The organism is Microcystis sp. M44BS1 (assembly GCF_020244875.1).
GTDB lineage: Bacteria > Cyanobacteriota > Cyanobacteriia > Cyanobacteriales > Microcystaceae > Microcystis > Microcystis panniformis.
Map to the genome: position 1 here is coordinate 20,936 of NZ_JADBVM010000115.1, position 19,797 is coordinate 40,732.

Annotated in this window: 23 protein-coding genes; 10 read left to right on the plus strand and 13 right to left on the minus strand. The window is 43.3% G+C overall.

All coding sequences use genetic code 11. The features are described from left to right. The first annotated feature begins 672 nt into the window (after positions 1 to 672). Positions 673 to 1,158, plus strand: a complete 486-nt coding sequence (locus IM515_RS08520) for a DsrE family protein (RefSeq protein ID WP_287629682.1) — start codon at positions 673 to 675, stop codon at positions 1,156 to 1,158. Here IM515_RS08520 and IM515_RS08525 read toward each other — a convergent pair. Together IM515_RS08525 and IM515_RS08530 are read right to left on the minus strand one after the other, a co-directional pair. Next, positions 1,148 to 1,552: a hypothetical protein gene (locus tag IM515_RS08525; protein WP_287629683.1), complete on the minus strand. Its 405-nt coding sequence runs from the start codon at positions 1,550 to 1,552 to the stop codon at positions 1,148 to 1,150. The genes IM515_RS08520 and IM515_RS08525 overlap by 11 nt on opposite strands. A gap of 93 nt (positions 1,553 to 1,645) precedes the next feature. After that, positions 1,646 to 2,704, minus strand: a complete 1,059-nt coding sequence (locus IM515_RS08530) for a tocopherol cyclase family protein (protein ID WP_287629684.1) — start codon at positions 2,702 to 2,704, stop codon at positions 1,646 to 1,648. A 2-nt stretch (positions 2,705 to 2,706) separates the two neighbouring features. On the opposite strand from IM515_RS08530, the gene IM515_RS08535 reads away from it, so the two are divergent. Next, complete coding sequence (locus tag IM515_RS08535) at positions 2,707 to 3,957, plus strand: FGGY-family carbohydrate kinase (protein ID WP_287629686.1); 1,251 nt, start codon at positions 2,707 to 2,709, stop codon at positions 3,955 to 3,957. 41 nt (positions 3,958 to 3,998) lie between these two features. Here the strand turns inward: IM515_RS08535 and IM515_RS08540 are convergent, their stop codons facing one another. The 3 genes from IM515_RS08540 to IM515_RS08550 are packed head-to-tail and all read right to left on the minus strand — an operon-like array spanning position 3,999 to position 4,960. Further along, the gene (locus IM515_RS08540) at positions 3,999 to 4,172 is read right to left on the minus strand and encodes a hypothetical protein (RefSeq protein ID WP_287697956.1); all 174 of its coding nucleotides are present in this window, start codon (positions 4,170 to 4,172) and stop codon (positions 3,999 to 4,001) included. Positions 4,173 to 4,198: 26 nt separating this feature from the next. Further along, positions 4,199 to 4,780 (minus strand): thioredoxin family protein, encoded by a 582-nt coding sequence (locus IM515_RS08545; protein WP_002787663.1) that lies wholly within the window; start codon positions 4,778 to 4,780, stop codon positions 4,199 to 4,201. Positions 4,781 to 4,828: 48 nt separating this feature from the next. After that, a complete protein-coding gene (locus IM515_RS08550) occupies positions 4,829 to 4,960 on the minus strand; it encodes a hypothetical protein (RefSeq protein ID WP_255520660.1) in 132 nt (43 codons plus the stop codon). Here IM515_RS08550 and IM515_RS08555 point away from each other — a divergent pair. Together IM515_RS08555 and IM515_RS08560 are read left to right on the plus strand one after the other, a co-directional pair. Next, positions 4,959 to 5,168 carry an ISAs1 family transposase gene (locus IM515_RS08555; protein WP_409780094.1) on the plus strand — a complete coding sequence of 70 codons (210 nt, stop codon included), beginning with the start codon at positions 4,959 to 4,961 and terminating at the stop codon, positions 5,166 to 5,168. The genes IM515_RS08550 and IM515_RS08555 overlap by 2 nt on opposite strands. 148 nt (positions 5,169 to 5,316) lie before the next feature. Beyond that, a complete protein-coding gene (locus IM515_RS08560; protein WP_193960566.1) occupies positions 5,317 to 6,762 on the plus strand; it encodes a DUF3370 domain-containing protein in 1,446 nt (481 codons plus the stop codon). A gap of 271 nt (positions 6,763 to 7,033) precedes the next feature. Here the strand turns inward: IM515_RS08560 and glmU are convergent, their stop codons facing one another. Further along, entirely contained in the window at positions 7,034 to 8,404 is a 1,371-nt protein-coding gene (glmU, locus tag IM515_RS08565) for a bifunctional UDP-N-acetylglucosamine diphosphorylase/glucosamine-1-phosphate N-acetyltransferase GlmU (protein WP_287629695.1), read from the minus strand. A gap of 191 nt (positions 8,405 to 8,595) precedes the next feature. Here glmU and IM515_RS08570 point away from each other — a divergent pair, with 191 nt between their 5' ends. The 4 genes from IM515_RS08570 to IM515_RS08585 all read left to right on the plus strand — a co-directional run bounded on the left by IM515_RS08570 (position 8,596) and on the right by IM515_RS08585 (position 12,524). Continuing rightward, complete coding sequence (locus IM515_RS08570) at positions 8,596 to 8,763, plus strand: hypothetical protein (RefSeq protein WP_002756735.1); 168 nt, start codon at positions 8,596 to 8,598, stop codon at positions 8,761 to 8,763. A 92-nt stretch (positions 8,764 to 8,855) separates the two neighbouring features. Next, entirely contained in the window at positions 8,856 to 9,599 is a 744-nt protein-coding gene (locus tag IM515_RS08575) for a DUF561 domain-containing protein (RefSeq protein WP_287629688.1), read from the plus strand. A gap of 453 nt (positions 9,600 to 10,052) precedes the next feature. Continuing rightward, positions 10,053 to 11,312 (plus strand): dihydrolipoamide acetyltransferase family protein, encoded by a 1,260-nt coding sequence (locus tag IM515_RS08580; RefSeq protein WP_287629689.1) that lies wholly within the window; start codon positions 10,053 to 10,055, stop codon positions 11,310 to 11,312. A gap of 264 nt (positions 11,313 to 11,576) precedes the next feature. Further along, positions 11,577 to 12,524, plus strand: a complete 948-nt coding sequence (locus IM515_RS08585) for a PRC-barrel domain-containing protein (protein ID WP_287629691.1) — start codon at positions 11,577 to 11,579, stop codon at positions 12,522 to 12,524. A gap of 147 nt (positions 12,525 to 12,671) precedes the next feature. Here IM515_RS08585 and IM515_RS08590 read toward each other — a convergent pair whose 3' ends face one another. From IM515_RS08590 to IM515_RS08620, 7 genes are all read right to left on the minus strand, one after another. After that, entirely contained in the window at positions 12,672 to 12,899 is a 228-nt protein-coding gene (locus IM515_RS08590) for a type II toxin-antitoxin system HicA family toxin (RefSeq protein WP_149987308.1), read from the minus strand. After that, on the minus strand, positions 12,892 to 13,101 hold the full coding sequence (locus IM515_RS08595; RefSeq protein WP_002734849.1) for a type II toxin-antitoxin system HicB family antitoxin: 210 nt from the start codon (positions 13,099 to 13,101) through the stop codon (positions 12,892 to 12,894). Before IM515_RS08595 ends, IM515_RS08590 begins: the two co-directional genes overlap by 8 nt. Positions 13,102 to 13,317: 216 nt before the next feature. Then, entirely contained in the window at positions 13,318 to 13,593 is a 276-nt protein-coding gene (locus IM515_RS08600; protein WP_002801699.1) for a hypothetical protein, read from the minus strand. Positions 13,594 to 13,793: 200 nt separating this feature from the next. Further along, on the minus strand, positions 13,794 to 14,720 hold the full coding sequence (locus tag IM515_RS08605) for a restriction endonuclease (RefSeq protein WP_036401709.1): 927 nt from the start codon (positions 14,718 to 14,720) through the stop codon (positions 13,794 to 13,796). 392 nt (positions 14,721 to 15,112) lie between these two features. Beyond that, complete coding sequence (locus IM515_RS08610) at positions 15,113 to 15,541, minus strand: DUF29 domain-containing protein (protein WP_287629692.1); 429 nt, start codon at positions 15,539 to 15,541, stop codon at positions 15,113 to 15,115. 149 nt (positions 15,542 to 15,690) lie between these two features. Further along, positions 15,691 to 15,903, minus strand: a complete 213-nt coding sequence (locus tag IM515_RS08615) for a type II toxin-antitoxin system HicA family toxin (RefSeq protein ID WP_287629693.1) — start codon at positions 15,901 to 15,903, stop codon at positions 15,691 to 15,693. Further along, on the minus strand, positions 15,900 to 16,142 hold the full coding sequence (locus tag IM515_RS08620; RefSeq protein ID WP_016515139.1) for a type II toxin-antitoxin system HicB family antitoxin: 243 nt from the start codon (positions 16,140 to 16,142) through the stop codon (positions 15,900 to 15,902). Before IM515_RS08620 ends, IM515_RS08615 begins: the two co-directional genes overlap by 4 nt. A gap of 432 nt (positions 16,143 to 16,574) precedes the next feature. Between IM515_RS08620 and IM515_RS08625 the strand changes: the two genes are divergently transcribed. Together IM515_RS08625 and IM515_RS08630 are read left to right on the plus strand one after the other, a co-directional pair. Next, positions 16,575 to 19,040, plus strand: a complete 2,466-nt coding sequence (locus IM515_RS08625) for an ATP-dependent Clp protease ATP-binding subunit (protein WP_004160623.1) — start codon at positions 16,575 to 16,577, stop codon at positions 19,038 to 19,040. A gap of 77 nt (positions 19,041 to 19,117) precedes the next feature. Beyond that, positions 19,118 to 19,399 (plus strand): hypothetical protein, encoded by a 282-nt coding sequence (locus tag IM515_RS08630; protein WP_287629694.1) that lies wholly within the window; start codon positions 19,118 to 19,120, stop codon positions 19,397 to 19,399. Positions 19,400 to 19,797 lie beyond the last annotated feature (398 nt).

Here is a 19,797-nt window from a genome sequence, read left to right on the forward strand (position 1 = left end):
TGATCGACTGGGAAAATCACGGGTTCGCTGTCTCGAAACCGCTTGAGAAAACCAAGTTTGTCTAATCATTAGCGATCATTAACCAGTGGATGATCGAGGGGTTACTATCGCCTCTGCTGGGATGATTATAGCGATTTGTCGCGTCTTGACAATCTATATTTTTTCCGTTCGTTGTCCTATCAGCTTTTACGCACTTATGCAGCAATACCAACAATTAGCAATTATCAGTGACTCTTAGGCTTTTAGGTCACAAGTGGCTGAACAAACAGGAATAATTATGCAAACGCCATCGCAATTTTTAATTAGAGATTGCTGAATCAATCTAAAAACCTTGTTGGATAATATCTTTAGGTCTTTTTGAAATCAAAACGTACCAGATATGGGATTGTTCGGTGGGAAAATTTAGCTACTTTTTACCTGAAAATTAGGTAATTGACCCCCTCAAAATCGGTAAAATCATACACCCCACTCCCCACACCCGTTCGGCTGATCTCACGGCCGAAGCCTGCCCCCAGGAAAAACTTTTTGCTGCAAACCCTACTTATCTCACCTTATTGTTTTTGTTATCTGCAACAAAAATTAAAGTTTGACAGGCTGTCTGTTGACAAGATTTTCCAGAAATCATCATAATGAAAATGTTTTCATTGTACCCAGCAGCAAGAGGACAAGAAAATGTTGTTAAAATCTTTAGCCCTTGGTTCGCTTGTGGGATTATCCTTAGTTACATCTATCCCAGTCTTGGCTAATCCTTCCCTTTCTCCAGTACAAACTAACGAAGCAATAATTGCTGTCGGTCAACAAAAATCCGATTTATTTGTTAATTTAACCACCGATGATCCTTGGCGAGCTGCAATGGCAATCGGTGTCGCTACCAATATGCTAAAAAAAGGTCACTCAACCACTATTTTTTTGAATATTACAGGGGTGCACCTGGCAGCGACGACCATTCCTCAACACACTAACGGTATCACTGGTAAAACCCTGCAAGCAATGTTAGTAGATTTCATCAGTCAAGGGGGAAAAGTCTTAATTTGTCCCTCCTGTATGAAACAAGCAGCCATAAAACCCGAAGCTCTAATTGCCGGTGTGGTGACAAGTTCTCCCGATTCCCTAGAAGCAAATTTATTTAAGGAAACGGTTAAAGTAATTAGCTGGTAAATCTGGCATTTTCCAGAGAATCTACAGGCTGCATCTCAATTTTGTCTGAGATGCAGCCTCTGCTATCCCACCTTTCAGAATTTGGTTCCGTGGGAATATTTTCTTCATCTTCCACTTCTGTCTGCGCTACATAATAAAATTTTAGCTCATGCAGCCTATCAGTGATCGCTCTTTCTACAGCAATTTTTATTCTTAATCTTCGGGTGTGATAGTCGTGATATTTTTCCCCCAAAGTTTTGAAACTGCGGGGCAGAATTTGAATAGCATTATTCATGACTCGATCGATTTTAATCTCCGAGCGATATTTGCGAAAAGAAGCAGGTAAATTCCTTAACTGTTCCTGCACTTCTGCTATCACTAATTGCTCAACAAAATTGAGAGAAGGTTGGTTCATGAAACAATTTTTTAGCGACCAAAAACTGACTCCATCTTAATACCGATCAATCAAGAATAGAGTGATATTCTCCCGTCGCAATGGTGATTTAACTCACCGTTTTATCCATGCTGATAGCCAAATACCGCCAATTTCGAGACCAGCTAGACCACTAGAAGCATTGATAATGGTTTTACCACGACTATCAGCCAATTTTATCGACAATTTACCTTTGAGGGTATCTTGACAAGCAAAACAGAGACCTTTTTCTGTGGGTACACGCACGCGATCGGGAGGATGATCACTGATCCCGATTAAGACAATGGTATAATCCTCGTTAGTTGCCCTCATTTCCCAGTATCCCCAGGGTTGCACTGTCCAAGTTAGTTGAGAATTCCAGATATCAAACTTATAAAAGCGATTTTGCCAGTGAATACCGATAATTCCCACCGATTCCGTCCAGTGGAGAACTTTCCGGGTAGAACCCACTGCGGTTAAGGTTAAATCGGGATTTTCAGGGAAAGCATTACAATTAATCCAAAACCACTTTTCGGGGAAAGAATAACCCCAATTTTTTTCGCTATAAAAAGGTACATTCTCAAATTGGTAATTTTTTCCCCGATAGGTAATCATTCCCGTTGCTAAACCATGAGCAGTTAAAATCTGCCAACCTGGGTCAAAAATCGGTAAATAAGATAATATTCCTGCTGTTGCTTGGGGTGGACGCTTGTTATCTCCCCAAGTGTACCTAGTTTCAATGCGATAATCCCATTGACAGATTTCTCCAGTGACGGGATCATAAATTCGTCCTTGCTGCTGGTGTGCTGTTGCTTGATAACCTTCTCGAATAGACTCAAAAAAATCTGACGGAGAAAGCAGACGGGGACGGATTTTTAAGTTAGTTTTTCCCCAATGGATAATGGCTAATTCCTGACGACTTCCCCAAAATTGATCCGTATCGGGAAAAGTGCGACAAAGATAATTAGATTCTATGGCTAAAATTTGTACTGCTCCACCGCTATTGACTTGACCGCCCCTTGGGTCTTGAATAGAATACATAAAGGCGAATCCGTCGGCTAATTGCGGAATCATGACTCGGAAGTACCAACCTTCAAAGAATCGGGGAGTGATACCATCCCAATGGTAGCCAGAATGAGGGGGTTGTGAAGACATCAATGAGTTTATCTTTAGGTATTGATTTTGGCACGTCGGGAGCGCGAGCGATTGCTATTGATTCTAGCAAAAATATCGTCGCTGAGGTTCATTATCCCTTCACTAATGCCAATTTTCAGGATTGGCAAAAGGCCTTATTTTATTTATTGGATAATCTAGGGGATTCGGTGCGTTCAGAACTTAAATCGATCGCGATTAATGGTACTTCCTCGACGGTGTTATTATGTGATAATTGGGGTAATCCTCTTTCTGAGGCAATATTATACAATGACGGGCGAGGAATTGCGTTTTTAGAAGCAATTAAAGCTATAGCACCCCCTCACCATCCCGTAATTAGTGCCACCTCTAGTTTAGCTAAATTACTTTGGTGGAGTGAACAAGAAATTTTTTCGCAAGCGCGTTATTTTCTCTCGCAAGCGGATTGGTTAGCATTTCTGCTGCACGGTAAACTGGGAATTAGTGATTATCACAATGCCTTAAAGTTAGGTTATGATCTCGAAAATCTCTGTTATCCCGATTGGTTAGAGAATTTACCGATGTTTAATTTATTACCGCAAATTTTTGCCCCGGGTACAGCGATCGATACTATTAAACCAGATTTAGTGACTCGTTTTGCTATCCCGAAAGATTGTTTAATTTATACGGGAACTACCGACAGCATAGCGGCATTTTTAGCCAGTGGTGCTAATTCTTTAGGGGATGGGGTGACATCTTTAGGTTCAACTTTAGTTTTAAAATTATTAAGTAGCCAGAAAGTTGATGATAGTAACTATGGCATCTATAGTCATCGTTTAGGAAATTTGTGGTTAACTGGTGGGGCATCTAATACGGGGGGAGCAGTGTTAAAGAAGTTTTTTTCTGATGAAGAATTGAGAAATTATAGTTTAGCAATAGATGGACAAAAAGAAAGTAATTTAGATTATTATCCCCTCCTAAAAGCCGGCGAGCGCTTTCCCATTAATGATCCTTTTTTACCCGCAAAACTGACTCCTCGCCCCGATAATCCTCTAGAATTTTTGCATGGTTTACTAGAAAGTATTGCCCGCATTGAAGCTTTAGGTTATCAGCGTTTACAGGAATTGGGGGCCAATAAATTAGAGCGAGTTGATAGCGCCGGTGGTGGGGCAAAAAATCCGACTTGGAGAATAATTCGCCAGCGTCATTTAGGGGTTCCCGTGCTTTTATCTCAACAGGATCAAGCAGCCTATGGTACTGCCTTATTAGCCCAGCAATCGGTTACGCTATTGAAATAGTCTCATAACGGAGTCGGTCGTCAGGAGTCGGTCGTCAGGAGTCAGTATTCAGGAGATAGGGTGATAGGGTTTTGGGGTGATAGGGTGATGAGACAGCTTCCCCATTTCCCCACACCCCACTTCCCCACACCCCACTTCCCCACTTCCCCACTTCCCCACTTCCCCACTTCCCCACTTCCCCACTTCCCCATTTCCCCATTTCCCCATTTCCCCACACCCCACACCCTACACCCTTCGTTAATTAACCATAATAGGGTGGCTCATTACCCGGTTTCCATTTGATATTACAGCCTAAACTGGGTTTTTGGTCTGTCGGCACCGGTTGACCGGTTAAAACCTTGTCAATAGCGGCGCGAAGATCTTTGCCTGTCACCGGTACGCCATTACTAGGACGACTATCATCCAATTGACCGCGATAGACTAGAATGCGCTGACTATCAAAGAGGAAAAAATCGGGAGTACAGGCTGCCGTGTAAGCTTTCGCCACTTCTTGGCTTTCGTCATAGCATAAATTGAATTTAAAGTCAAGAGTTATCGCCATTTTTTTCAAATTTTCCGGCGAATCATCGGGATATTTCTCCACATCATTAGAACTAATGGCGAGGATGCCCAGATTGGTGTTAGCATAATCGCGACCTAGACGGGTAAGTTCTTCTTGAATGTGTTTAACAAAGGGACAATGTTCACAGAGGAAGATGACTAACAGAGCGGTTTTAGCCGCAAAGCTGTCCAGAGAGATAGTTTCACCCGAAACCACATCGGGTAAGGCAAAACTGGGAGCTTTTGTCCCCAAATCTAACATTGTGGACTCGGTGCGTGCCATAAAGTTTATACTCTTTTCTATAGGGAGGACTGAGATTTTTATAGCATTTCATGCTTCATCGCGCAAATTTAAGACCTTAACCAGCATCAGTAAACAGTAATCAGTAAACATTAAACAGTAATCAGTGAACTGATAAGCCATTGACCTATCTAAATTACTGGTTAGAGCTGCAGTAGTCATAGTTCGCAGTGTCCGCCAATTGTGGAATAAAACTACTACAGAAATTCGCTTCTTCATCAGTAGTTTAGCAGCGGATGCCCAAAAACACGCCGAGGTGATTCGCAGACATTGGAGTATCGAAAATAGTCTCCATTGGGTACTCTATGTTACATTTAATGAAGATGCCAGTGGGATTCCTCTGGGGTATGGAGCGGAAACACCTTTGTAACCCCTAAATCAGGTTGTATGTCAAGCTATTTTGAAAGCCTTGCTAGAAACCAGTTTTAGGGACAAGTATAATTACTCACTTGCATAAATGAGATGCTCCGGGCAAACGGCAAACTGGCAAATGGCAAACTTACTGGAAAAATCAAATTATGGGAACTTTGCAAGCAAAAAACCACATCCTCAAACCTGTATTCATCATCATATCAGGATTAGCGATTACTCAAACTATCGGCTGTACAACTTTCAATAGCTATCATCAGAAAAATCAAGTAAACGCCCAAACACCTGCAAAACCAGCACCCCAAGAAATTGTACAAACTGGAGAAGTGCGCCCTTTACCCGGTAGTTTAGATAAAATACCTGTTTTTAATAGCAACAGTCCAGAATGGATCAAAAATGAAGGTATTCTACTTTCTACTTTTACACCTAATAACAAAAAAGTTCCAGCCGCACATTTAAACTTTCCCATTCAAGGCAGATTTGATTTATTTGCTCATCATTATACCCACAATCCCAAGGATTTACAAACCTTATATATAGGAGTAATTTTACATAATCCCAGTCAAAAACCTATCACTATTAACATTTTACAAGGTGCGAGTTATTTAATGACAGAAGCACCGTTTGTCACCTTGCAACCCTACATAGAAAATAACGATGGTAAAGCATTTTCTGGACCAGGTGCAAGAGCAGTAGCGGATGTTTTGCGGGGAGTACGTCAAAAAGAATTTCCAGCAAGAATAGTCATTGCTGCTGGGGGAAGTCAAATGTTATTAAACCATCCTATCCCAGTCAGAAATTTAGAAAAACCTGTCAATGGGAGATCCAGTTTTTTCCGATTAAATAGCAGTGGTAAAATTTATGCAGCGAGTTTAGCCATGTTTGCGAAAAAAAATGCTGATGGTAGCGAGCGCGCACCCACATTAAAAGAATGGCAAGACTTATTAAATAACGGTAACTTTGCAGGACCAAGAGATAAAACCCCCACACCCCCAGATGCAAAAGGAGGTCAATTAATTTACAGCAGAGTCGCAGGTATATCCGAAGGTGCAACATGGAAAGCAAACCTCACAGACAACACCAAAACCCAAACCCTGACTATTCCCGAACCAGGTAAAACTATTTCTTATCCCATAGCCACCTTACGGGGTGGAAGGTTAGGAACAGAACAAAGCCAAACCGCAAAAATGCTAGTGCGGTATCCTGATACTGCTTACGAAGCACATGGTAACTATGGGGTAGAATATCAACTCAACATACCTTTAACTAATAACACTAATAAAAATCAGACAGTTAGCATCACTTTAGAAACTTCATTAAAAGAAGATAGACTATCTGAAAAAGGAATTAAATTTAGAAAACCATCATTAGACTTTCCCTTTTTCCGTGGCACAGTGCGTTTAAAATATAGCGATGATCAAGGTAAACAACAAACCCGTTATGTACATTTATGGCATAGAACAGGGCAGGTTTTAGATCCTTTATTAAAACTAGATTTAAAACCAGGAACTCAAAGAAAAGTACAATTAGATGTTATTTATCCACCTGATTCTACACCGCCGCAGGTGGTTACAATTAAGACTTTGGAAAATTAAAATAAATTGCAACAGACAAAAATCACTGACTGCCTTGTCTGTTACGGCGAACTGACAGGAGTTAATCTGAGAGGGCGTTGCTGAATCAAGGTATGAATGACAACCTTGCACCCATCCAAAAGTTAGTTTGGGTCTAGGTTTTAAAAATCCCAAACAAGAAGATTCAGATCTCAAATCAGCAACGCCGGTTGAATGGTACTCAACCCACTCTTTCTTTCCCTCCCCGTTTATCTTGACTCTAATCTCGGAATTTAGCAACGGTTTTCTTACCTTAAATCCCAGAATTAACCGACTGAAACTGATCTGCCCAATTTTCGATCACACGCTGACTTTCGCGAGCAATAACTAAGGCATTATCGGGGACATTTCTAGTGATAGTTGAACCAGCGGCCACGGTGACATTTTTTCCTAATTTTAAAGGAGCCACTAAAACACTATTTGCCCCAGTTTTTGTGCCACTGCCGATCATAGTTTGGTGTTTTTTCACACCATCGTAATTAGCAGTAATTGTTCCCGCACCAACGTTAACTTTTTCCCCTAAAGTGGCATCTCCCAGATAGGATAAATGGGCAATATTGGTTTTATTACCGATGTCACTTTTTTTAATTTCAACAAAATTACCGACTCGACAATTAGCCCCAATTTTCGCTTCTCCCCGCAAATGAGCATAGGGACCGATGCGACAACCAGAATCCACCTGACTATCAGAAATAACCGAAAATAAGACCGTTACATCGCTGCCTAGGCGACTATTTTCGATTAAACTCCCCGGACCGAGACGACAACCAGAAGCGATTATCGTCTCACCGCGCAGATGGGTTTGGGGTTCAATAATCACATCGGCACTGAGGGTGACAGTATCCTCAATGGTGACACTATCAGGGTCAATAATGGTGACTCCGGCGGCCATCCAATCATCTTTGACTCTAGTTTGCAGGATATCATAGGCGGCGGCCAATTGTTTGCGATCGTTAATGCCGCTAATTTCTAAACAATCCTCCACATCCACAGCCATGACGGGATCGAGAAAATTGACCACATCCGTGAGATAATACTCACCTTGATCGTTATTGGGGGTTAAATTAGGCAGTATCGCCGCTAATTTTGACCAATTAAAGCAGTATATACCCCCATTAATCCGGTGGTTTTGTCTTTGGGCATCGGTACAGTCTCTTTCCTCGACAATCTGCTTAACGAGATTATTGCCATCACAAAAAACTCGACCGTAACCTTTCGGGTTAGGGAGGTTAGCAGTTAAGAGAGTGGCAGCGTTACCATGGTTTTTATGAATCTGGAGAAGATTTTGCAAGGTTTCGGGACGCAACAGGGGAACATCGCCATTTAAGACCAACAAATCCCCCTGAAAGTCCTCTAAATGGGGGATTAACTGCTGAATAGCATGGCCAGTGCCTAACTGTTCCTTTTGTTCGACAAATTCGATATCCGCAAGATGCTGTAGAGTATTTCGCACCTGTTCCCCTTGATAACCGATAATTACCAGTTTTCGCCGGGGATGTAAGGATTCGCTGACATTAAGCACCCGTTCCACTAGCGATCGACTGCCGAGGGGATGTAAAACTTTCGGAAGGCTGGACTTCATTCGGGTTCCCTTACCCGCTGCTAAAATTGCTACCGCTACCATGGTCATGCTTGCCAATATCGTTTGCGACTGAGTATATCGCACTCCGATCCCCTTGGTTGCAAGAATTTTTCCCCTCTTTCATCCTGTGCCAGTTGAGAAACTACCATAAAAAGGTTTTCTTTAAGACATTGTTAAGGTACTATACACAAATTGAAACAATTAAACATAATCAGCACTCTATAGATACCGCTATGACAACTGTACTAACAAAGGAATCCTCCGCCATGAAACAGATTCGCACCACCTACCAAGCTGACCAACAGGTGAAATACCTGCATTTAGAAGCGGAAATCGAGGTACTGCTGCAACAACTGCAAAACCTCAAGCGCAAAAACCAAGAGAATCAACACCTAAATTAAAGAAAATTTCCCTAAGAATTCTCAAATCCCACCCTCTGATCGGCGAGAAGGTGGGAAAATGTTTTTTGAGAATTCCAGATAGGTGTAGATTAATGATCAATTTTGCCTTACAGCAAGCCTTCGCCCGTCGTCATGCCCTGAAAGTGATCAGTGGGTTAAATAATTTCGATCGCTCGCAGGTTCTCTCAGTAGTTAAAGCCGCTACAGCCGGAGGAGCAACTTTTGTCGATATTGCCGCTAATGCTGACCTAATTGGGTCCGTAAAAGCCTTGACAAATTTACCCGTATGTGTATCGGCCGTCGAGCCAGAATTGTTGGTGATGGCAGTGGACGCGGGAGCCGATTTAATTGAGATCGGTAATTTCGATAGTTTTTATGCCCAAGGACGCATTTTTGAAGCGGCGGAAGTTTTAGCCCTAACCCGTCAAACTCGCGACTTACTGCCCGAAATTACCCTGTCTGTGACAGTTCCCCATCTCCTACCCCTCGATGAACAGGTGAGACTAGCAGAAGCTCTAGTTAGTCAGGGTGCTGACATTATTCAAACTGAAGGCGGCACTAGCAGTCAACCCCGTCACGCCGGTATTTTGGGACTGATTGAAAAAGCTGCCCCGACTTTAGCGGCAGCCCACGCTATTTCCCACGCAGTGAAGGTTCCCGTCCTCTGCGCTTCCGGTTTATCCATTGTCACCGCTCCTATGGCGATCGCTGCTGGAGCGGCCGGTATCGGTGTTGGTTCGGCGATCAATCAATTGGATAATGAAGTGGCTATGGTGGCAGCCGTGCGCGGTTTAGTCGAATCTCTGCAAGCACAACCGGTTCATGTTGGCAACTAGAACAATTTTTGTCTAGATACGACGGAGAAGGGTCCGTTTTCCCTTCTCTTTTTCCCTTTGTAATCAGTTATCAGTTACCAGATGTGAGTTTTCAGTTATCAGATGTGAGTTAAGCTGTACTGAATTTAAACCGCGTCTTGGAAATTTTAGTACAAATGCTCAAACTGCTTCTCCCTGCTCCGCAGCTCCGGCGCTCCCCTGCAATCTTAACGAGCAATTTAGATAGTCAACAGCTTATCAGTTCACTGATTACTGCTCACTGATTACTGATTACTGATAACTGATTACTGCTCACTGATAACTGCTCACTGATAACTGCTCACTGATAACTGCTCACTGATAACTGCTCACTGATAACTGATAACTGATAACTGATAACTGAAAAGCCCCAACCCCATCAACTGTGGTAAAATGCGCTATGGCTCAAAACATTAGAGATAGAAGCACTCCACCATGATTCGAGATATCTTCATGCCCGCGCTCAGTTCCACCATGACCGAAGGAAAAATAGTTTCTTGGGTGAAGTCCCCCGGGGAAAAAGTCAGCAAAGGGGAAACGGTGTTAGTGGTCGAATCCGACAAAGCCGACATGGACGTGGAATCGTTTTATGATGGCTATCTCGCTGTAATTTTAGTCGAAGCTGGCCAGGAAGCACCCGTGGGGGAAGCGATCGCCTATATCGCCGAAACTGAAGCGGAAATTGAACTGGCCAAAGCTCAGGGAAAAACCGCCACAGCTGCCCCTAGCAAGCCCGTAGAGACCCCAGAAATCGCTCCGCCTCCCGTTTCGATCCCTGTCGCCGCCGTTAAAGATAATGGCCGTTTAGTCGCCTCTCCCAGGGCCAAAAAACTGGCTAAAGAATTAAAGGTGGATCTGAAAACCCTAGTGGGTAGCGGTCCCCACGGACGAATTACCGCCGAAGACGTAGAAAAAGCGACAGGAAAAGTCAGCACCGCCCCCGCTCCCGTCATTACTCCCCCACAACCCGTCAGCGTCCCTGTAGCGGTTCCTAAAGCCCCGATTCCAACCAGCGCCCCAGTCGGTCGGACTGTTCCCCTCACCACTCTGCAAAAAGCCGTTGCCCAGAATATGTCGGTTAGCCTACAGGTTCCCACCTTCCAAGTGGGCTACACTATCACCACCGACCCACTGGATCAACTCTATCAACAGCTAAAATCCAAGGGTGTCACCATGACGGCCCTGTTAGCAAAAGCAGTAGCCAACACCCTCGCTAAACATCCTATAGTTAATTCCAGCTATAGCGATGCAGGAATTCAATACCACGGGGCGATTAACGTGGCCGTAGCCGTGGCTATGCCCGATGGTGGCTTAATTACGCCGGTTTTGCGCTCTGCTAACCAGATGGATATCTATTCCCTCTCCCGCAGTTGGAAAGATTTAGTCGATCGCGCCCGCAGTAAACAACTGCAACCGGAAGAATATAATAGCGGTACTTTTACCATTTCTAATCTGGGAATGTTCGGAGTCGATCGCTTTACCGCTATCTTACCCCCCAACCAAGGTGCGATCCTAGCAGTGGGCGCTTCCCGTCCCCAAATCGTCGTCCACAATAATGGTTTATTCGGGGTGCAAAAACAGATGACGGTTAATCTCACCAGTGACCACCGAGTTATCTACGGGGCCGATGCGGCCTCCTTCCTGCAAGACTTAGCTAAACTGATCGAAACCGAGGTGCAGTCTTTAACTATGTAATCAGAATCTAGACAGCAGGAGCCAAGGGAGTTTCTCTCTAGCTCCTGTTTTGTTGTTACTAAAAAAATGTAAAGAATTAGCTAAAATGGGTTTAACCCTATCTATCACCCGAAACTATCGCCCAAACAAGGCTAAAAAAAGTGTTAATCTCAGGGAACTTTAAGATCTAAGCCAATATCGCTAAATTAACCCTCGATCTCGCCCTATATATTAAGCCTACACTAATTCGTATTCCCACGACCTAACGCCTACCCATAGGAAAAAATGATCACAGAGAATAGTCGCTTACGTTCAGAATTTTTAAATACACAGGTTATCACTCGCAATACAGGCAAAAAACTCGGCGTTGTTAAAGATATTCTTGTAGATATCGATCAACGAGAAGTAGTTGCCCTGGGACTCCGCGATAATATCCTCTCCCTGTCGGGAATGCCTCAATATATGTATTTATCGAGCATCAGTCAGACAGGAGACGTGGTTCTCGTTGAAGATGATAACGTCTTGGAATCCGTCGATATCGATGCTTATACTCCCTTAATCGGTAGTGAAGTGATCACGGAAACCGGCGAACCTTTAGGCAAAGTCCGCGATTATCAATTTGATCCCCTTAGTGGTCAATTACATTCCATTATCATCGCTTCCCTGGGATTGCCTCTCATCCCCGAACAATTGATCAGTACCTACGAAATTGCCATTGAAGAGGTGGTTAGCAGTGGTCCGAATCGCTTAATTGTCTTTGAAGGGGCCGAAGAACGTCTCACCCAAGTTAGTGTGGGGGTTTTGGAACGTTTGGGTATTGGTCGTCCCCCCTGGGAAAGAGAAGAGGAAGAAGCTTATTATACTCCCGCTGCTCGTCCGGAAAATCAGTTAGGTACGGGCATTCCCCTCCGCACTCCCGTTGAGGCCGCTAAACCCGTTGAAGAACGCTGGAGTGAGGACGAATGGGAAAAAGAACCCCTGCGCGCCACTCCCCCACCGCAAAAACGGGCCGAAGCTCGTTATTATGAGGAAGAATACGAGGAAGAAGAAGATAACTGGGGAGAAGCGCGCTCAGAACGCACAGAAAGCTTTTCTCGTCCTCAGTACGACGATTACGAAGATAAGGCCGAGGATGATATGTGGGATGATGACGTGGAACCGGATTACAATCCCCCCCGCATCAATATCACCGAGAAGAAAAAAGAGAGAATCCCCGAATACGAAGACGGTTAATCTTTGACAGTCCCCCTATCCATTAGTTACATCTTTCTTAACATAAAATTTGACAAAAAAAGAAAAGTGTGCTATGTGGACTAAGGGGGTTCTCTGGGGGGACTAAATACTTTTGCTATCACTTCGAGTGCAGTGATTTGTCAGACCTTACAGATGTTCAATGAACTCTTCAACGGTGACTTGGGCTTGTTTCAGAATTCCACTTAATGTACCAACCTTCAATTCCTGATGTACAGGGACAACACAACCAATTTTGCCCTCTTCGGTTTCTTTCTTCATCACAACATGGCTACCTGTTTGACGAACTTGCTCGAAGCCTAAGCGTTCAAGAGATCTAACTGCCTCCCGACTAGAGATTCGTGGCAGCTTAGGCATAACTAACCTCAATACTGGTCACAAATCTAGGGGATGTTTCTGGTAAGGTAAATTCCTCTAGGTAAAGCCGTGTGGCTTCTTTCAATCCAGCAATCGCCTGCTCAATTGTTTCTCCTTGATCTACTGTACCAACTTCTGGACATTCAGCAATGTACATATTATCTTCTTTGTACAAAATAACAGTAAAGATGCGATTTTTCATGGTGTCTTATCATCTCAGGCTTACTCTGAAAATCATAACATAACTGTTTCCTAATCGTTTGGTTAGAAAATAGTTAGGTTTCCTGATCATTGACCCAACTCAAGCTTTTTGAAAAACTCTATAAGATATTAGGTTATTAGTAATTAATCCAATATTGTCCCACCTTCCTAGAATTGAGTGAGAAGATTGTGCAAAAACAAGCGTAGAGTTGATTAATCATTGAAATAAATTTGCCCCAATCAAACCGACTCGATGAACTGCTCGATGTCCGATTCTTACGAACCAAATTTGAGCATAGGTCAATCGGGCTAAAAGTTGATCGGAAGCTGTGAGGCTGTCTTTTGCTACTTCAAAAGCCCCTGTTTCAATATCTATGGCTACAATCTTCCCATGATTGCCTTCCTCGACTTGGGGGCGCACCTGAGATTGATAAATCTCTTTACCACGTCGAGCGAATTCTTCTTTGCTGTAGCGGAGTTGATTAACTGTCATTGTCCTGACCCCGTTGCCACTTTTGCCCCTCCATTTTAACCTAAACATTGGCAATCTTCGCTAACATTCCCCAACTTGGCCCACAAGGGCGGCATCGCACTTACAGTTTCAATCAATGTGCATGGTGCGTTCCCCAAAATCGATCGCTGGAGCGGTAGAAGTTGCATCAGGGAACGCACCCTACGGCGATTGCGATCACACTACACAATTTGATTGTTCATAGTATTTTGTAATAGTTGATGTGCGCTGTAAAATGGCTCTCCTTCCAAATTTAAGCATTCCAACTTTTTCATAAGTAAATTTTTCAGGTCCAAATTATTATGCTCGACAAGAACAGATCGTAAGTCATAACCATCCATCAAAATGATAGATTTGTCATTATTCTGCTTTAGTAAGGGGCATACATTTTTTGACCAACCATTGATCGATAAAAATAATCCCAATGTCTGTTTACCAGAGCGGCTGATTTTGCCATAAAGGCTATCAAGTTGCCGTATATCCGTTAAGTTTTGAGTCCATTTACATTCAACTAGATAGTACCAGCCTTCAAGCTTAAATGCGCCGTCTATTTGTTCTCCACCCTCATTTCTCCTAAAGCTTTTTTGAGTTGGAATCTCATAAAGAGAAAAAATACGTTTTAGCAAGTCTTCAAGTGAAAATCCTCGCTGTTTCTTATCTTCCGAATTTATTAACTTTGTAAAGTTATCAAATTCCAGCAGAAGACTGGATCGAAGTGAAGAAAATTCCTCCTTCCTCTGAGAATCCTGATTAGGATTCTTTGTATTACCTCCTTGCAATCTTTCTACAATTTTTTGACATTCGTTAAATAAATTTTCCTCCTCAGTGGTGATAGCTTTCCGAGTTATTGACTTTTTTGTTTTCCAGTATTCCAAAAGTGTTTCTATCAGTTTTCCTACTGTAGAATTAGATTCTTCTTTCCAAAAACCTCTTAATCGATTTGCTTTTGAGCCACTACTATAATTATATTTTTCATCATATATATCGATATTTAAATTTTCTAAGACGAATTCTCGGAAGGTTATGTTTGAAAAATCAAGCACATAACCATTGCCCATTTCGAGCAATTTCTCTAGTTTAATCTTTTCAATGCTTGTTAAATCTGACATCTCATATCTAGATTGAAAGTGAAAGGAAGGTAGGAAGGTGGAAGGTATGCCTAACTACACATTATACGAAAACTTTCTGCATAACAATTTCCAGAGCAACGATATAGGTCAACTTTCTGTATGTTACCCCGACTTACAACATATATACTAATTTGTCAATAGGTAGTAATATTTAATCTGCTTATACTTCGAGTTTTGGTCTGAAAATGGGCGATCAATCCCACATTCCGCACCCTCAACTGTCACATAATACTAAATCGGTTGAGCAACGCACAGAAAACGGGTTTCTCGGAGAAACCCGTTTTCTGCTCATGCACTCATGCAAAAAGGGAGAATAAATAATCAGTCTTTAATAACCGGATTTAGGATTATTTAACCTTTAATCAAGGCTATCACTGGGGCCACCAATCTTCGATCACCTGCGCGATAGTATAGGGACAAAACTCCGGAAAAATGCTAAGGATTAAACCTGTTTGTCTGGCGGCTTCTCGACGCGCTCTGGTATATTCCTTATCCAAAATTTGCGCGGGATAACTCCGTAAACTGGGACTATCCTCTAATTTGCGACCAATTTGCGATCGCCCATCATTGATGGAATCCAGCCAACTATCGGAGCGCCGTTGGGGTTGATATTGCCACTTGAGCAGATGAAGCAAAATTCGCTCCATTTGAGAACCAATCGCACTGCGTTCACTTTTCCCCAAATCCTCGATTTCCTCGATTAAATGCTCCCAGTCAATGGCATCCCAGCGTTGTTCCCGCAAAAGTTGAGCCGTATCCTGGGCCCAAAGAATTAAATCGCAATCGTAGGTGGTTGGCATAACCGGTTCCCCGTTTTTCAAGCTTTTCTGGTGGGATTGTGGGGTTAATTCTGTTAAGTTAACTATCCAGCGTTTTCTTAATGATAACTGATTACCGTTAACTTTGGATGATAGCAGTAGTTTACCTTATGATCGGATGTAGTGACTTGTTATGCCTCTTCAAAGGCACTCCACTCTATGCCTAGCTGTTTTATGGTTGCCTTAAGTGTTCCGATCTTTAAGTCTTTACTACCCCAATCAGGAATTACTGCTACATTTTGATTAGAGAGATTCAGCCATTTTCTATGTGATCCTTTTGACTTTCTCTCTATTTCTTCACAGCCAAGCCTCCTCAGTTTTTGAGCTAGTTCTTTGTATCTCATGCAGAAATAATTGCTTCTACTAGGGCAGGTGACTCCTGATTAAAGGCTTGCAAGTTGACTGGAAGTTTTTTGCCTAAATCTTGATAAGTTTCCAAAACTGCCTCAAAGGCATCCTTGGCATTTTCCAGAACCTCTTCCAAAGAATCCGCCTCTGTGATTAGTTCAGGTAGAAGAGGACAAGTTACTGTAAATCCTCCTTCTGGTTGAGGAGTAAGCAAAAGTGGAAGTTTGTAGAACATAGGAGTAGATCTTGCATTTCCGTGTATGTCCCAATCTTATCATTAACTTTGGATGAGTCTAGCTATGTAACTCTGACTCTTTGCCTAACTACATATTATTACGAAAACTTTCTGCATAACAATCTCCAGAGTAACGATAGGGGTCAACTTTCTGTATATCACCCCGTCCTACAACATATACACTCATTTGTCAATAGGTAGTAATATTTAATCTGCTTATACTTCGAGTTTTGACCTGAAAATGGGCGATCGATAGTCAAGCGATCGAGAGATGGGGATGACCACGAGCCTAGGGGATTATGCAAGAGTGAACCACTTATCGGCAGGTTTCCAGGCGGATCCCCAATAACTGATCACTGAAAGACGGCTAAACTAAAAAGCCGTGCTAAAATCAGCATATCTAGGGTCGCTTGTGTAGGTGATGGATAGGCTATGTTTGAAAGATTTACGGAAAAAGCCATTAAAGTAATCATGCTCGCCCAAGAAGAAGCCCGCCGCCTTGGCCATAACTTCGTGGGAACAGAGCAGATTTTACTAGGACTAATTGGAGAGGGAACGGGAGTTGCCGCCAAAGTCCTCAAGTCCATGGGTGTCAATCTCAAAGATGCGCGCGTGGAGGTGGAGAAAATCATCGGTCGCGGTTCCGGATTCGTAGCCGTGGAAATTCCCTTCACCCCCAGAGCCAAACGAGTTTTAGAACTCTCCCTCGAAGAAGCCCGTCAACTGGGCCATAACTATATTGGCACAGAACATCTCCTTTTAGGACTAATTCGCGAAGGGGAAGGTGTGGCCGCTAGGGTTCTGGAAAATCTCGGCGTGGATCTCTCGAAAGTTCGCACCCAAGTGATCAGAATGTTAGGGGAAACCGCCGAAGTGGCCGCCGGTTCATCTTCCCAAGGTCGCACTAAAACCCCCACTCTTGACGAATTCGGTTCCAATCTCACCCAAATGGCCAGCGAGGGTAAACTTGATCCCGTGGTCGGCCGACAAAAGGAAATCGAGCGCGTTATCCAAATTCTCGGTCGTCGTACCAAAAATAACCCAGTCCTAATCGGTGAACCGGGGGTAGGTAAAACAGCGATCGCAGAAGGATTGGCCCAACGCATTGCTAACAAGGATATTCCCGACATTCTCGAAGAAAAACGGGTTGTCACCCTCGATATCGGCTTGTTAGTGGCGGGAACCAAATATCGCGGCGAATTTGAGGAACGCCTCAAAAAAATCATGGACGAAATTCGCCAAGCGGGTAACGTCATCCTTGTGATCGATGAGGTTCACACTCTCATCGGTGCCGGGGCAGCCGAAGGGGCGATCGATGCAGCCAATATTCTCAAACCGGCTTTGGCCCGGGGAGAACTGCAATGTATCGGCGCGACGACCTTGGATGAGTATCGCAAACATATCGAACGGGATGCGGCTCTAGAAAGACGTTTTCAACCGGTTATGGTCGGTGAACCCTCCGTAGAAGAAACGATCGAAATTCTCTACGGTCTCCGGGAACGCTACGAACAGCACCATAAACTAAAAATCTTAGACGAAGCACTAGAAGCGGCGGCGAAATTGTCCGATCGCTACATTAGCGATCGCTTCTTACCGGACAAAGCGATCGATTTAATCGATGAAGCTGGTTCGAGAGTGCGCTTGATTAATTCCCAATTGCCACCAGCAGCCAAGGAATTAGATAAAGAACTGCGGCAAATTCTCAAACAAAAAGATGACGCGGTGCGCGGTCAAGACTTCGAGAAAGCTGGGGAATTGCGCGATCGGGAAATGGAAATCAAAACCCAGATCCGGAATCTCGCTTCCACCAAAAAAGGCGAAGATGGCAACGATGAACCCTTTGTGGATGCGGAGGAAATCGCTCACATCGTCGCTTCTTGGACTGGGGTTCCCGTCAATAAACTGACCGAAACCGAATCCGAGAAACTGCTGCACATGGAAGATACCCTACATCAGCGTCTCATCGGTCAAGAGGACGCGGTTAAAGCGGTGTCCCGCGCCATTCGTCGCGCTCGCGTCGGTCTGAAAAATCCTAACCGTCCCATTGCTTCCTTTATCTTCTCTGGTCCGACGGGGGTAGGTAAAACCGAGTTAACTAAGGCTCTGGCCGCTTATTTCTTTGGTTCGGAAGATGCGATGATCCGTCTCGATATGTCGGAATACATGGAACGGCACACGGTTTCTAAGTTAATCGGTTCACCTCCGGGTTATGTTGGTTACAACGAAGGGGGACAATTAACGGAAGCGGTGCGTCGTCGTCCTTATACGGTGGTGCTATTCGACGAAATCGAAAAAGCTCACCCCGATGTCTTCAATATGCTTCTGCAAATCCTTGAAGATGGACGTTTGACGGATGCCAAAGGTCGCACGGTGGACTTTAAAAATACCCTATTGATCATGACCTCGAACATCGGTTCTAAAGTGATTGAGAAGGGTGGCGGTGGTTTAGGTTTCGAGTTTGCTGATAATCAAGCCGAGGCCCAGTATAATCGCATTCGATCGCTGGTTAATGAGGAATTAAAACAATATTTCCGTCCGGAATTCCTCAACCGTCTCGATGAGATTATTGTCTTCCGTCAACTGAATAAGGAAGAGGTCAAGGAAATCGCCGAAATCCTGCTCAAGGATGTGTTTAAACGTCTGACAGAACAAAATATTACTTTGTCTGTTACTGATAAGTTTAAAGAACGCTTGATCGAGGAGGGTTATAATCCGGCCTACGGCGCTCGTCCCTTACGTCGTGCGATTATGCGTCTATTGGAAGATGTTCTGGCTGAGGAAATTCTCTCCGGACGGGTTTCTGATGGGGATACGGCCATGGTCGATATCGATGAGGAAGGTAAGGTGAAAGTAATTTCGGGGGAAAGACGCGAGTTAATCGCTCCCGTGATTGAATAAATTCTCACTGGTATTAGTTAAATAAAAGGTGGGCTTTTTGCTCACCTTTTCTCGTAAAAATAGGGGGAAAAAGTGCGATGAAAGTCTGGATTGTGGGTTGTATTTTGTTATTTTTGTTGGTGGAATTTTATCAATGGGCTAAGGGGTTTATTTTGCCTTTACCTCTCTATATTTTTGCTGGAGCTTTATTATCGATCGCTTCTAATTATTCTCAAGATATGATCAATTTATTTGCTAGAAATGAACAGGTTTATCAAACTGCCATTTTAACTGATATTCCTGACATTTTGACGGCAGAAACCGCAATTACCAGCCTAGAAGCGGCAGCATCGGAGGATGGTAAAAAGCGGTGTCGCTGAATCAAGACATGAATACTAAATTGTGCCTCCTATCCACAAGTTACCTTAGTGCTAGGTTTTAAAAATTGCCGAGAGGACAATTGATACTTAAAATCAGCAACGCCCTATAACTTTTCAAACAGGTTCTAAAAATAGATCGTCATGAAAACAGTCACAAAAGTAGCTCTTAGGGACTTCCAGAGAATAAAATACCCAACAAAAAAATAGAAAAGTGTTTTTTTGAAAAAGTAATTATTTTTGTCTAGGAAAACAAAGAGTCTCCCATTACAACCTATTTTTCCGAAAAAATAGGCAGCACAAACTCTTATACTTCCGAGCTTTTTCGAGTATAACAAGGACAAGTTAAAGAATCAAAGACAGTTTTTAGCTAACCATCTTAGTTAACTACAAACTAGGTC

Excerpts from the sequence above, each read along its gene's own strand:
- IM515_RS08560 (WP_193960566.1), top strand. The coding sequence starts at position 5,317 with ATGGGAACTTTGCAAGCAAAAAACCACATCCTCAAACCTGTATTCATC.
- IM515_RS08535 (WP_287629686.1), top strand. The coding sequence starts at position 2,707 with ATGAGTTTATCTTTAGGTATTGATTTTGGCACGTCGGGAGCGCGAGCG.
- IM515_RS08620 (WP_016515139.1), bottom strand. The coding sequence starts at position 16,142 with ATGTTCTACAAACTTCCACTTTTGCTTACTCCTCAACCAGAAGGAGGA.
- IM515_RS08570 (WP_002756735.1), top strand. The coding sequence starts at position 8,596 with ATGACAACTGTACTAACAAAGGAATCCTCCGCCATGAAACAGATTCGC.
- glmU (WP_287629695.1), bottom strand. The coding sequence starts at position 8,404 with ATGGTAGCGGTAGCAATTTTAGCAGCGGGTAAGGGAACCCGAATGAAG.
- IM515_RS08625 (WP_004160623.1), top strand. The coding sequence starts at position 16,575 with ATGTTTGAAAGATTTACGGAAAAAGCCATTAAAGTAATCATGCTCGCC.
- IM515_RS08575 (WP_287629688.1), top strand. The coding sequence starts at position 8,856 with ATGATCAATTTTGCCTTACAGCAAGCCTTCGCCCGTCGTCATGCCCTG.
- IM515_RS08530 (WP_287629684.1), bottom strand. The coding sequence starts at position 2,704 with ATGTCTTCACAACCCCCTCATTCTGGCTACCATTGGGATGGTATCACT.
- IM515_RS08600 (WP_002801699.1), bottom strand. The coding sequence starts at position 13,593 with ATGACAGTTAATCAACTCCGCTACAGCAAAGAAGAATTCGCTCGACGT.
- IM515_RS08590 (WP_149987308.1), bottom strand. The coding sequence starts at position 12,899 with ATGCCTAAGCTGCCACGAATCTCTAGTCGGGAGGCAGTTAGATCTCTT.
- IM515_RS08525 (WP_287629683.1), bottom strand. The coding sequence starts at position 1,552 with ATGAACCAACCTTCTCTCAATTTTGTTGAGCAATTAGTGATAGCAGAA.
- IM515_RS08520 (WP_287629682.1), top strand. The coding sequence starts at position 673 with ATGTTGTTAAAATCTTTAGCCCTTGGTTCGCTTGTGGGATTATCCTTA.
- IM515_RS08610 (WP_287629692.1), bottom strand. The coding sequence starts at position 15,541 with ATGCCAACCACCTACGATTGCGATTTAATTCTTTGGGCCCAGGATACG.
- IM515_RS08605 (WP_036401709.1), bottom strand. The coding sequence starts at position 14,720 with ATGTCAGATTTAACAAGCATTGAAAAGATTAAACTAGAGAAATTGCTC.
- IM515_RS08545 (WP_002787663.1), bottom strand. The coding sequence starts at position 4,780 with ATGGCACGCACCGAGTCCACAATGTTAGATTTGGGGACAAAAGCTCCC.
- IM515_RS08580 (WP_287629689.1), top strand. The coding sequence starts at position 10,053 with ATGATTCGAGATATCTTCATGCCCGCGCTCAGTTCCACCATGACCGAA.
- IM515_RS08615 (WP_287629693.1), bottom strand. The coding sequence starts at position 15,903 with ATGAGATACAAAGAACTAGCTCAAAAACTGAGGAGGCTTGGCTGTGAA.
- IM515_RS08585 (WP_287629691.1), top strand. The coding sequence starts at position 11,577 with ATGATCACAGAGAATAGTCGCTTACGTTCAGAATTTTTAAATACACAG.
- IM515_RS08630 (WP_287629694.1), top strand. The coding sequence starts at position 19,118 with ATGAAAGTCTGGATTGTGGGTTGTATTTTGTTATTTTTGTTGGTGGAA.
- IM515_RS08595 (WP_002734849.1), bottom strand. The coding sequence starts at position 13,101 with ATGAAAAATCGCATCTTTACTGTTATTTTGTACAAAGAAGATAATATG.
- IM515_RS08550 (WP_255520660.1), bottom strand. The coding sequence starts at position 4,960 with ATGACTACTGCAGCTCTAACCAGTAATTTAGATAGGTCAATGGCTTAT.